Annotated in this window: 10 protein-coding genes; 1 reads left to right on the top strand and 9 read right to left on the bottom strand. The window is 45.4% G+C overall.

Annotated features, from left to right (window positions below):
* Positions 1 to 38: 38 nt before the first annotated feature.
* The 3 genes from A6E01_RS15380 to A6E01_RS15370 all read right to left on the bottom strand — a co-directional run bounded on the left by A6E01_RS15380 (position 39) and on the right by A6E01_RS15370 (position 5406).
* On the bottom strand, positions 39 to 1340 hold the full coding sequence (locus A6E01_RS15380; protein ID WP_065210634.1) for a Kelch repeat-containing protein: 1302 nt from the start codon (positions 1338 to 1340) through the stop codon (positions 39 to 41).
* 242 nt (positions 1341 to 1582) lie between these two features.
* On the bottom strand, positions 1583 to 3181 hold the full coding sequence (locus A6E01_RS15375) for an isocitrate lyase (RefSeq protein ID WP_017030129.1): 1599 nt from the start codon (positions 3179 to 3181) through the stop codon (positions 1583 to 1585).
* A 56-nt stretch (positions 3182 to 3237) separates the two neighbouring features.
* On the bottom strand, positions 3238 to 5406 hold the full coding sequence (locus tag A6E01_RS15370; RefSeq protein WP_065210633.1) for a malate synthase G: 2169 nt from the start codon (positions 5404 to 5406) through the stop codon (positions 3238 to 3240).
* A gap of 170 nt (positions 5407 to 5576) precedes the next feature.
* Here A6E01_RS15370 and A6E01_RS15365 point away from each other — a divergent pair, with 170 nt between their 5' ends.
* Complete coding sequence (locus tag A6E01_RS15365; RefSeq protein ID WP_082961389.1) at positions 5577 to 7130, top strand: DUF3612 domain-containing protein; 1554 nt, start codon at positions 5577 to 5579, stop codon at positions 7128 to 7130.
* 38 nt (positions 7131 to 7168) lie between these two features.
* Here A6E01_RS15365 and A6E01_RS15360 read toward each other — a convergent pair whose 3' ends face one another.
* From A6E01_RS15360 to A6E01_RS15335, 6 genes are all read right to left on the bottom strand, one after another.
* On the bottom strand, positions 7169 to 7516 hold the full coding sequence (locus A6E01_RS15360) for a hypothetical protein (RefSeq protein ID WP_017032143.1): 348 nt from the start codon (positions 7514 to 7516) through the stop codon (positions 7169 to 7171).
* Between the two features lie 338 nt (positions 7517 to 7854).
* Positions 7855 to 8472, bottom strand: coding sequence for a thiamine phosphate synthase (gene thiE / locus A6E01_RS15355; RefSeq protein ID WP_065210631.1), 618 nt, complete (start codon positions 8470 to 8472; stop codon positions 7855 to 7857).
* Positions 8473 to 8482: 10 nt separating this feature from the next.
* Positions 8483 to 9274: a hydroxyethylthiazole kinase gene (thiM, locus tag A6E01_RS15350; RefSeq protein WP_065210630.1), complete on the bottom strand. Its 792-nt coding sequence runs from the start codon at positions 9272 to 9274 to the stop codon at positions 8483 to 8485.
* 28 nt (positions 9275 to 9302) lie between these two features.
* Positions 9303 to 9968 (bottom strand): thiaminase II, encoded by a 666-nt coding sequence (gene tenA, locus A6E01_RS15345; protein ID WP_017032140.1) that lies wholly within the window; start codon positions 9966 to 9968, stop codon positions 9303 to 9305.
* Between the two features lie 9 nt (positions 9969 to 9977).
* Entirely contained in the window at positions 9978 to 10931 is a 954-nt protein-coding gene (locus tag A6E01_RS15340) for an ABC transporter substrate-binding protein (protein WP_065210629.1), read from the bottom strand.
* Between the two features lie 22 nt (positions 10932 to 10953).
* Positions 10954 to 11907 (bottom strand): ABC transporter substrate-binding protein, encoded by a 954-nt coding sequence (locus A6E01_RS15335; RefSeq protein ID WP_065210628.1) that lies wholly within the window; start codon positions 11905 to 11907, stop codon positions 10954 to 10956.
* Between the last annotated feature and the right edge of the window lie 30 nt (positions 11908 to 11937).

Raw genomic sequence — 11937 nt, 5'->3', positions numbered from 1 at the left:
AAAACTAAAAGAAATAGTGTTGATGTCAAATAGTAGACCTACTTAGAGAACTTCCACACATCTGCATCAACCTTTCCAAAGTTTTCGCTATTATCATATTTTTGATCATCACCAATGTCCCCAAGGGGCAAAAATAACTCTCTATCACCGCCGAAAGTATATATGGCCTGATCGTGGAATAGATATGGATTGCCAGTCTCAGCAATAGCAAAATCATACTTGATTAACGTTGGATTAAATCCAACGTTCCAAGGAGGCATTATCAGTTGTTGCCATACCTTACCATCACTGCTTACCTGGACGTCAGTAGGGTTGATTGGAATACCAAATCCTCCAAAGCAGACAATTCGACCGTACAACACACCACACTGGTGGCCAGGCCTAGCTAACCAACCTGCATCTTCAGTAACTAGATGCCAATGTTTACCATTTTTTGACCGCCATACGTCATTAAAATAGGGCAATTCACACAGCTGAAAATCTGCTGGCGGTCCTTGCTCATCCCCTATCGGTGGCGCACCACTATCACAGGTAAAACCAGCCTCTCCGCCGATCAAATAGATATACCCATCTTTAACCGTTGTTGCGGCTCCAGCTCGTTTACTCCAAGGTGCACCCGCTGTCTCTAATTTCCAATGAATACCATCCACCGAACTCCAGACATCATTAAAGTACTCACGAACTGGTGGACCGCCCACTATTGCAGAATCATCGTTCTGCGAGCCACCAAACACATAAATACGACTCCCTTTAACTACTGCACTTAAGCCCGCTCTTCCTTGCCAAGGCGCATTGCCAAGAAAGGTCCAATTAATACCATCCTCACTTCGCCATACATCATTGAAAAAAGTCGAATTCGCCACACATGGCCCACCAGGAATGCAAAGAGGAGTGAAATTTTGTCCCCCAAGCACGTACATATACTTTCCTTTTTTTACCGCTTTAAAGTAGGCCCGTGCAGGCCAATGAGAGCTGTCATCAGTATCAAGTAGTTGGGTCCAGTTGGCTGCATCATCACTGACCCAAACGTCCCCATGCAGAGTACTTTCGCCGGCAAACTGAATACGCTCTAACGGGCTACGTCCGCCCATTAGATAGAACTTATCATCGAGGTGAACAACTTGCAGCCCTGCTCGCTTTTCCCAAGCGGCTTCACTTGTAATCTCATTCCAGCTAAGCGTGTTGAGATCCACGTTGCTTTCAATTTTCTCTACGATTTTGGGTGGAGGTGTTTTCTTCAGCCTCTTAGTGGAGCTAAATGCTTGCGCGTCGGACACAAACCCTATAGAGAGGATTACCGCTCCCACCACTCCCAGATTACTTATTTTTTTCCAACACATCGTCTATTCCTTCATTAACAAAGCTATAAATGAAAAAACAACTGCCGCTTCTAATTTGAGAACAAATAAGATTTCTCAAGAAGTGTGTTTAGTGGGGTCAGTATAGTCAGTGGTTATTATATTAGCGATTAGTAATAGAAAACGACTATTTTTAGCTCACCTTCTACATGGATCAAAAAAAGGCCAGAGCGTAAAGCTCTGACCTTGTTGCGACCTAGAATTTTAGGGGGCTTCTAGTACCGCTAAGCGAATTGATTCATCGTATTATTTTCACCCGACGCTTTAAGCGCTTGGTCTCCAGAAAAGTACTCTTTGTGGTCATCACCGATATTTGAACCAGACATATCTTGGTGTCTAACCGAAGCGAGTCCCTGACGGATCTCCTTACGCTGAACACCCTTAACATAAGCCAGCATACCCAGTTCACCGAAGTAATCTTTAGCAAGGTTATCAGTAGATAGCGCCGCTGTATGGTATGTCGGTAGCGTGATTAAGTGGTGGAAAATACCAGCGTCACGAGCGGCATCTTGCTGGAAGTTTTGGATCTTGATATCCGCTTCTCGTGCCAACTCAGACTCATCGTAAACACTGTTCATTAGCTTCTCACGCTCATAAGCCGATACGTCTTGGCCTTGCTCCTTCCACATATCAAATACTTGCTGGCGGAAGTTCAGAGTCCAGTTGAACGATGGACTGTTGTTGTAAACAAGCTTCGCATTTGGCACCACTTCTCGAATACGGTTTACCATGCCTGCAATTTGCTGAACGTGGGGTTTTTCTGTTTCAATCCAAAGAAGGTCAGCACCATTTTGTAGCGAAGTAATACAATCTAACACCACGCGGTCTTCACCGGTATTGGGTTTAAAGCGAACCAGTCCATTAGGTAGTCGCGTTGGCTTGATGTACTTGTCGCCTTGCTTTATCGCCATCTCGCCACTGCCTAAATCTTCTAGCTTAGTGATTTCTTCACCGTCAATGAACGAGTTGTACATATCTGCCAAGTCGCCTTCTGACTGACTGACCGGTATCTTCTGAGTTAAACCAGCACCCAAGGAGTCAGTACGTGCAACGATTACCCCATCATCGACACCCAGCTCTAAGAACGCATAACGAACTGCATTGATTTTCGCCAAGAAGTCTTCGTGTGGAACCGTTACCTTACCGTCTTGGTGACCACACTGTTTTGCATCAGATACTTGATTTTCAATTTGAATACAGCATGCTCCTGCTTCAATCATTTTCTTCGCTAGAAGATAGGTAGCCTCTTCATTACCAAAGCCTGCATCAATATCCGCAATGATAGGAACAACATGGGTTTCAAAGTTATCGATCTGATTTTGTACCGATTGCGTTGTGACAGCGTCACCAGTGTTGCGTGCTTGGTCTAGGGCTTTGTAAAGGTGGTTAAGCTCACGGGCATCCGCTTGCTTCAAAAAGGTATAAAGCTCTTCGATTAGCATAGGTACCGAGGTTTTCTCATGCATCGACTGATCTGGCAGTGGGCCTAGCTCAGAACGCATTGCAGCAACCATCCAACCTGAAAGGTATAGGTATCGACCGCGAGTGGTTTCAAAATGCTTCTTAACCGAAATCATTTTTTGTTGGCCGATAAACCCATGCCAGCAACCCAAAGACTGAGTGTAATTAGCACTGCTTTCATCGTACGACTGCATATCTTCACGCATGATTTTTGCTGTGTAGCGAGCGATATCTAATCCGCAGTTAAATCGGTTCTGTAGCTTCATTCGTGCTACGTATTCCGGATTAATTGCAGCCCACGTTTGACCGTTTTGATCAATAGTGCCCTTTGCTGTTTCGATTACTGATTTGTAGTTATCCATAATGTCCCTCTCTCAGTGATTTTAATAAGCAGTACTTTGGTAGCTAGTAAATGGGGTTATCGTTTTGCCTGTAGTCGATACTCATGAAGTAGTGGTTCTGTATAGCCATTTGGCTGCTCAGTACCTTGGAAAATTAGCGCCTTCGCACATTGGAATGCATGGCTAGTTTCAGTATTTGGAGTCATTGGGTAATAACCTGATGTTCCATCATTTTGCTGGTCTACGGTTTCCGCCATCTGTTCAAGCACGCTATTAACTTGCTCTTCTGTACAGATGCCATGCTTAAGCCAGTTCGCAATATGTTGGCTAGAGATACGCAGGGTTGCGCGGTCTTCCATCAATGCGGTGTTATTGATGTCCGGCACCTTTGAACACCCTACTCCCATCTCAATCCAGCGAACTACATAGCCTAAGATCCCTTGGATGTTGTTCTCTAATTCGCGAATGATCTCACCTTGAGTCAATTCGTTTTCTTGAGCCATCAAAGGAATGGTCAACATACCCTTTTTGTAGTCTTCGTTATTTGCAGACAAACGCTGTTGTTGCTGCTTTACATCGATTTCAAGGTAATGAAGCGCGTGCAAGGTTGCTGCTGTTGGCGAAGGAACCCAGGCCGTGGTTGCGCCAGCTTCTAAATGAGCTGTTTTTTGATCCATCATCTGCGACATCTCATCAGGCATCGCCCACATGCCTTTACCGATCTGAGCTTTACCCGACATTCCCGTATTTAAACCCGTTGAAACGTTGTTCTTCTCGTACGCGTCAATCCATGTTTGGCTTTTTAGCTCGTGCTTAGGTAGGAAAGGACCCGCTTGCATACTGGTATGAATCTCATCACCAGTGCGGTCTAAGAATCCAGTATTGATAAAGAACACTCTTGATTTAGCAGCACGAATACACTCTTTAAGGTTCAATGAAGTTCGACGCTCTTCATCCATGATGCCAATCTTGATGGTATTCGGCTCAAGGTCGAGCATACGTTCTACTCGACTAAACAACTTGCAAGAGAACGCCACTTCTTCAGGACCGTGCATCTTTGGTTTCACGATATAGATGCTACCAGTACGGCTATTTTTCATTCGGCATAGGTCTGGGTTTTTAATCTCTACCGCCGCTATTAACGCTGTTACTACCGCATCGATGATGCCTTCTGGTGCTTGCTCTCCATTTGATAATGTCATCAAGTCGCTGGTCATTAGGTGGCCAACGTTACGAATAAGCAGTAGCGAACGCCCATGCAGGTTGTAATCCTCTCCGTTTCGACCTGTGTAGCTCTTGTCACCTTCAAGGCGGCGGATTTGCGTTGCACCATTTTTCTCAAAAGAAGCGTGCAGAGACCCTGTCATTAAGCCTAACCAATTGCGGTACGCATCAATCTTGTCTTCGCTGTCTACCGCAGCGATAGAGTCTTCCAGATCCATAATGGTCGATACCGCTGACTCAACAATGATGTCGTCAATATGCGATAGGTCAGTCTTTCCAATTTTGCCTTGACGATTGATGATGATCTCAACGTGTAGGCCATTGTTTTTCAGTAGAATTGAAGTGGGCTCACGCTCAGGGTCGCTGGCACCTACGAACTGCTTTGGTTGTTTTAAGCCTGTATGAGTACCATCAGGGAAATGCGCCATCAGACCGTTGAAATAGATGGTGTAGCTCTCTACATCATGGTGTGAGCCCTGATCCAGAGGGAATACTCTGTCTAGAAAATCCTTAGCGTAAGCAATAACGTGCTTGCCGCGCGCTGGATTGTATTTCTTGCCCGCTTTCATCCCTGGTTCAGTTTGTGGAATGACGTCTGTACCATAAAGAGCGTCATACAAGCTTCCCCAACGCGCATTCGCCGCATTCAAAGCAAAGCGTGCATTCTTAATAGGAACCACTAGCTGTGGGCCAGCAATCATCGCAATCTCTTGGTCAACATTTTCAGTCTCTATTGAAAAGTCTTCCCCTTCGGTTTGCAGATAACCAATCTCTTTCAAAAAGGTTCTGTACTGCTCTGCATTGAATGAACGATGTGTTTCGTGGAACTGATCAATTTGCTTTTGCATCTGAGAGCGCGTCTCAAGCAATGCTTGGTTGATCGGCGTTAGCTCGGTAACCAATTGCGTAAAGTTGTTCCAAAACTCATCGACATCCAAACCGACAAGTGGCAGCACTTCAGTGTTGATAAACTGGCAAAAGCTCTGTTGTATCTGGCATTCCTTAGTCATTGGTAGATTCATGGCATCATTCCTCGTGATTGTCATTGAAGTGCTTTGTCACCTAGCTGCTGTTGCATAAAGAAGAAGTTAATCTGTTACTGCGGTCTAATTTCTTCTGTCTACATTTTTACTTTAACTAAATATTCACTAGAATTTCACAAATAAAATTACACAGTGTAAATTTTACAAATATGAAGACAAAAACTAGCTTATTCAGACAATCGCATTTTCTTGGTACTAAGATCCGAAACCTGCGTAAGAGAAATCACCTCACCCTTGATGATCTCTCGTCTCGCTGTATAAAACTCAACCCAGAATCTGCGCCATCCGTGTCGTATCTCTCCATGATTGAACGCGGTAAAAGAGTGCCAAGTGAAGACATGCTTGAGGTAATTGCGGATGTGTTTCAAAAGCCGGTAAATTGGTTTTTGGACGATGCCAAGGAGCAAAGTGAAATTGTTCCTGAAAAAGGCTCAAGAGGCGGCGTCGTTGGCATGGCCCTGGAGCCTAGCTTTCTGTTTTCAAAGGAAATACTTCAGATAGCCATACCTGAAATGCTGGCACAAACTGGCACTACAGGACGGCAGTTTGCCCACTTATTGATTCGAGCCCATCAAGAGCACAACCAAAACCACTTCCCCGACCTTGAGCGTGCAGCTGAAGAAATAGGCCAAAAGAAAATGCCACTCGCCGTCGATGATCTCTTCGAGATCTGCGTGGATATTGGCCTTAAGATAAAGTGGTTCAAGGAGCTACCAGAAACCGTTACTGAAGCGAGTGGAGATAAGAAGCAGCGCGTTGCTCGCTCCTACTTTGAAGCACCTAATATTTTGCATATCAACAACATTCTTAAAGATGACCCTATCCGGCTGAAATATGACATTGCGGTCAATATTGGTCACATGGTGCTGCATCAAGGAGACGGTGAAAAAAGTAAACTCATGTCGGATAGCAAGCCAAGCTACGGCGTGAGAGATGAAAAACAACAAGGTGGCTCTGTAGAGCTCGACTCCACAAAGATACTGCACGCATGGCGAGATTTTGAGTGTTCATTCTTTGCTGGGGCTTTGCTTTGTCCAAAAGTCCCTTTCAGGCAACTTCTCGACCGAAACGGTTACGACATTAGTGTGTGTAAATTGGCAGGGGTATCAGAATCAATCGCAATGCGCCGCATGACAGCAGTATCTCCCTACCCTCACTGGCACTATTTTGACGCCTATTACCCAGGTACATTAAAAGCCGTGTATAGAGGCAATGGTATTCCTCTGCCGTGGGGAAACATGAAGATGGTTGAAGACCCATGCCAGCACTGGGCGGTTTTTCGCATGACCACCAAAGACACGGATTTTAACGTTAGCATCGCGCAAATATCCATCTTGATGCAAAACGACGTGCCACATATCTACTGCTGTGAATCGGTCAAAGTAAAGGATTTTGCAGGTAATGCACATGTATTGTGTAGCGGTGTCGATCTCAACCATGCTATTCAAGCACAAGGGTTTGATGCGGTAGACGTTGCAGAAAGACTGAAGCAGTCTTGTATTGAAAACGGCGGTACCGGCCCGATCCCAAGGGATATTAAAGAGCTGTTATTGACCGTAGGAAGGATCTTAAATATAAACTGGATAGAGCGAGGAATGGACAACAGAGCAAGGCTCATCTGCTCTCGCGGTTCGGTCTGTCCGAGACAGCCTCAGTGTAAACGTCGCACTAAGGCTGAATCAATCGAGATCACGCAAGAGTGATGGTTGATGTTCCGTATCATTGCTTAGATAAACTCCGTTTATAGGTTGTTCTTGTGTGCATCGCGATTCTTTTGCTTTAAGTGAAATTTCGGCAATGAATCAACGTCGGCAGAGAAGCCAATAGACCCCGCTGGATCGTGATCAGATGCATCGATGTTGTCTTTTTTAGCAGGCTCGCCTTCTACTCTTTCGTCAGCGTTTGCTTTGGTTTTGTGAAAGCTAAAGTTTGGCAGTGAATCTGGCGTAGCAGACAGTCCGATTGAACCTGGTAGTTCATCTTTCGATAAATCGATTACTTGCTGGTCTTGGGTGTTAGCCGCGAAAACAGTTGATGAAACAAAAAGTGAAGCCAATAGTAGAAGGCCAGTGCGTTTGTTGAGGGTCATGTCTTTTCTCCAAGTGGTGTATTACCAATCGGACTAAATAACTGATCATCCTAGCTGGTTAAAATGCTCAATAACGGCGTTAGAATTTTTGATTGTAGAGTAACTACTTATCCAAAATTTCTGCCTTGTTCTCGAACATTTTTCCTGCGCTATTTCTGAGCACTTACTTAGTGTGATTGGTATTAATTAATCAACACGCACATATTAATCGGCTATTGCGAAACAACTAACTCTCACTTGGCGGACCAAATCCGTCAAAAATTGATAGTGGCTAAAAAAGAAAAATCCGCTGGCCTTCCTAAGAAGATCAGCGGATTTATTTTTTAGTCTAGGTGTAACTAGCTACGCATCTTGTTTAGAAGATCTTTACTCGCCTGCGTAGGATCGCTCGCCGCAGAGATTGCCGATACCAAAGCGATACCGTCTACCCCAGTATCAACCACACTCTTAATATTTGAGTCGTTGATACCGCCAATAGCCACCAATGGAAGTTTTGAAAGCTCAACCGCTTTGGTTAAACCCTCAACTCCCCAATGCTTCACGGTATTGGTTTTGGTAGGAGTAGCAAAAATAGCGCTGACACCTAAATAATCCACAGCAAAAGATTGCGCTTCAAGTAGCTGCTCTTCACTCTCCACTGACAAACCTAGTAGCTTGTCGTCGCCGAGCAGCCGTCTTGCATCGGCTACAGGCATATCCGATTGTCCTAAATGAACCCCGCACGCATCTACAGCTAGGGCAACATCAACACGGTCGTTGATGATCAGTGGCACTCCACTTCCCCGCATGACGGATTTTACCGCTCGTGCTCTTTCAATAAACGCACGCACATCACCGTGCTTTTCTCGAATTTGCACCATAGTGACGCCACCAGCAATGGCTTGTTTAACCACCGAGCATAGAGTCTCTATATCTTGTTGGTCATCGGTAACAAAGTAGAGTTCATAAGGGTTCATCGAATTATCCTTATACCTGCTGCAGTTTTAAGCGCGCTAATACGCTTTCAACATCAAGTTGATACAGAGTATCTAGAAGGTTCATTTGCAGTGAACCTGGGCCTGCTGATTTTTCAGCAGCGATTTCGCCTGCAACGCCCAAAATAGCCGTAGCGGCAAGACCAGTAACCTCACCAACCGCGGCGAACGCACCAGTAATAGCAGTGTGCGAACATCCCATACCCGTTACGTACGGCATCATTTCATGCCCATTGTCGAGCTTGTATGTCGCCTCAGTGGTTACAACATAATCGCTTGCGCCAGAGATAACCACATTCGCGCCGTATTGCTCAACGCAGAATTTCGCAGCATTCACCGCTGAATCACTGCTGTCTAGCGCATCCACGCCCTTAGATTGAGCTTGCTCACCCGCCAAAGCGATGATTTCAGACGCATTACCACGAATGATCAACTTGTCGGCTTGCTCTGCAATCTGACGAGAAACCTCTGTGCGAAGCGTACTTGCGCCACAGCCAACCGGATCGAGAATGACAGTTTTGCCATTGATGTTAGCCTGCTCAACGGCAAACAACATACGTGGGATCCATACGCTATCCAGCGTGCCGATGTTAATGACTAAGCTACCAGCAAAGCTCATCATCTCTGACATTTCTTGAGCCGAGTGCGCCATGATAGGAGAAGCGCCAATAGCCAACAGTGCGTTAGCTGTGTTGTTCATCACTACGTAGTTAGTTACGTTCACAACCAAAGGTTTGCTATCCCGAAGTGTTTGCAGACTTTGGGCAATTTGTTGTTTATCCATTTATATAATCCTATTTAACGGCCTACTATCATCGAATCGAATTGTAGCCTTGTTCCCAAAATGCGATTTCCATGCGTGTCGCAGTTCTAAATACCTCGATTAATTCTTTGCCTCGAGCGCTTTCTAGCGGGATATCAGCAATTAATTGATCAAGATTCTCTATGCACTTCACCACGCCTTGCTGGAACTCTTCGCCCGAATACATTTCAAGCCAACTGCGATACGGATTGCCTTCCAATTTTGTTGTATCACGCTTAGCGAGGTTATCGCCAATGACACCATAACCGATGGCACAAGGGGCGAGTGCCGCATAGAGATCAACCAGATCACCCGCATTACCCGTGTCGAGTACATAGCGCGTGTAGGCCACTGTACCAAAGTCTTCGGTTTCAGCTTCCATCTCTTGTTCGCTAATGCCCCACTTCTCACAAAACTCGATGTGATGACCAATCTCAGAATCCAGCAAGTTGTGTAAGCTGGGTAGCGCATTTCTCATCTGAGATAGACTTTTTGCTTTGTAAATTGCTAAGGCATAGGCGCGCGTGTATTGCTTCAAAAACAAGAAGTCTTGTTTTAGGTAATGAAGAAATACCTCATGTTGCAAAGTGCCATCCGCCAATTGATGGACAAAATCATGTTCAATGTAGCCATTCCACTCTTGTTGGCAGGCTTCGATTAGTTGCTGGGTATTCATGGGATTACCTTAAAACGTTGGCAAGTATTTAGCGCTGTTTGGAACGCTATTGATGATCTTATTCTCAAACATAAACTGTGCGTAATTATCATAACGCTGACGGTCAACTGCCGCTGGGCGCAACGCAAAGCGGGTTAATGTGTCTTCCCACGCGCGACGGTTTAGCTCGTTGTCCAGCGTATCTGGGTTATAAGCCACAAACTCTTTCCACGCTTGCTCTGGGTGATTCACAATATACTGTGTGGCTAACTCAATCGCTGAGTTAAAGCGCTTCAATGCTTCAGCGTCATAGCTGTTGGCATTGGCAACAAAGACCAATTCATCATAAGCAGGTACGCCGTGCTCCTCTGGGAAGAATGCTTTGGCTTTAAAGCCCTCTAGTGCAAGCTGGTTGGTTTCAAAGTTGCGCAGTCCGCCCCAAATCGCATCTACTTTTCCGGAAGCCACCGACGACGACAGTGCCCAACCAACATTAATGATCTCTACATCTGAGAACTCAAGTCCCGCTGAGCGCAGCATAGTGCCAATTGTCGCTTCTTCATTGCCCGCAATTGCAACGCCGACTTTCTTACCTTTCAGGTCTGCAACAGAGTTGATCTTGCCGTTATCGATAACCATCAGCGTGTTAAGTGGTGTAGAAATCAATGTGCCACTGCGAATGAGCGGCAAACCTGCAGCCACATCAATGGTCAGTGTCGGTTGGTACGACACTGCAAGGTCGATCTTATTTGCCGCCACCAATTTTGCAGGGACACTTGGGTCCGCAGGCTCTTGGATATTCACCTTTAAACCTTGAGCTTCAAACAAGCCTCTCTGTTGAGCAATAACAATTGGGCCATGGTTTGGGTTAACAAACCAATCCAGCATCAGGGTAAGCTCTGTTTGTTTAGCTTGCGATAATGGGCTGAGCAAAAGAGTAGAACTGGCAAGCAATGCAAACAGTTTTGAGGTAAATCGTTTCATGGGTCTTCCTTGTGACACTGGCTTAAAAGTTAATGAGGTAGTTATTGCTATCAGGGATAGTCTTGATGATTTTTAGGTCGTACATAAACTGGCTGTAATCATCGTAGCGCTGCTTATTCACCGCCGACGGGCGCAAAGCAAAGCGGGTCAAGGTATCAATCCAAGCTCTATGGTTAAGCTCGTTATCCAAAGTGTCTGGGTTATAGGCGATAAACTCTTTCCACGCCGTTTCTGGATGATTCACTATGTATTGAGTGGCCAGTTCTAGTGCCTTATTAAAGCGCTGAATTGCCTCTTTATCGTAGTTTTCTGCATTGGCCACAAACATCAACTCATCATAAGGTGGGATGCCGTGCTCTTCAGGAAAGAAGCTCTTAGATTTGTAGCCTTCAAGATCTAACTGATGAGATTCAAAGTTGCGCATTCCTCCCCAAATCGCATCGACTCTTCCCGATGCTAGTGAAGAAGACAGCGCCCAACCCACATTCACAATCTTGATATCAGAATAATCGACATTTTCATTACCCAGCATCTTGCCGATAATGGCTTCATCTGTGCCCGATACTGATACGCCAACGGTTTTTCCCTTTAGATCAGACAAAGAGTTGATCTTGCCGTTATCTAGTACCGTTAGCGTATTTAAAGGTGTTGCCAGCAAAGTACCGCTCCACACCAAGGGTAAACCTGCGGCTACATCAATGAGAAATGAGGGCTGATAAGAGATGGCGAGGTCTACTTGATTTGCTGCCACAAGCTTTGATGGAACACTTGGGTCAGCAGGCTCTTGAATGGTTACCTTTAGGCCTTGCTCGGCAAACATGCCTTTCTCTTGGGCAATCACGATAGGGCCATGATTAGGATTAACGAACCAATCCAGCATCAAGGTCAGCTCTTTGTCCTTACCAGAAGCACTCGCGCTCACTAAAAGCGCAATACCGGCCAGTACTGCACTGAATGTATTTTTAAACAAGGTCATGTCTCTTCCTTAACGACATTAAAAGATTGG

The organism is Vibrio breoganii, from assembly GCF_001677275.1.
GTDB classification, from domain to species: domain Bacteria; phylum Pseudomonadota; class Gammaproteobacteria; order Enterobacterales; family Vibrionaceae; genus Vibrio; species Vibrio breoganii.
This window is presented reverse-complemented; position numbering and strand designations above follow the sequence as displayed.

Excerpts from the sequence above, each read along its gene's own strand:
- A6E01_RS15360 (WP_017032143.1), bottom strand. The coding sequence starts at position 7,516 with ATGACCCTCAACAAACGCACTGGCCTTCTACTATTGGCTTCACTTTTT.
- tenA (WP_017032140.1), bottom strand. The coding sequence starts at position 9,968 with ATGAATACCCAGCAACTAATCGAAGCCTGCCAACAAGAGTGGAATGGC.
- A6E01_RS15335 (WP_065210628.1), bottom strand. The coding sequence starts at position 11,907 with ATGACCTTGTTTAAAAATACATTCAGTGCAGTACTGGCCGGTATTGCG.
- A6E01_RS15370 (WP_065210633.1), bottom strand. The coding sequence starts at position 5,406 with ATGAATCTACCAATGACTAAGGAATGCCAGATACAACAGAGCTTTTGC.
- A6E01_RS15375 (WP_017030129.1), bottom strand. The coding sequence starts at position 3,181 with ATGGATAACTACAAATCAGTAATCGAAACAGCAAAGGGCACTATTGAT.
- A6E01_RS15340 (WP_065210629.1), bottom strand. The coding sequence starts at position 10,931 with ATGAAACGATTTACCTCAAAACTGTTTGCATTGCTTGCCAGTTCTACT.
- thiE (WP_065210631.1), bottom strand. The coding sequence starts at position 8,472 with ATGAACCCTTATGAACTCTACTTTGTTACCGATGACCAACAAGATATA.
- A6E01_RS15380 (WP_065210634.1), bottom strand. The coding sequence starts at position 1,340 with ATGTGTTGGAAAAAAATAAGTAATCTGGGAGTGGTGGGAGCGGTAATC.
- A6E01_RS15365 (WP_082961389.1), top strand. The coding sequence starts at position 5,577 with ATGAAGACAAAAACTAGCTTATTCAGACAATCGCATTTTCTTGGTACT.
- thiM (WP_065210630.1), bottom strand. The coding sequence starts at position 9,274 with ATGGATAAACAACAAATTGCCCAAAGTCTGCAAACACTTCGGGATAGC.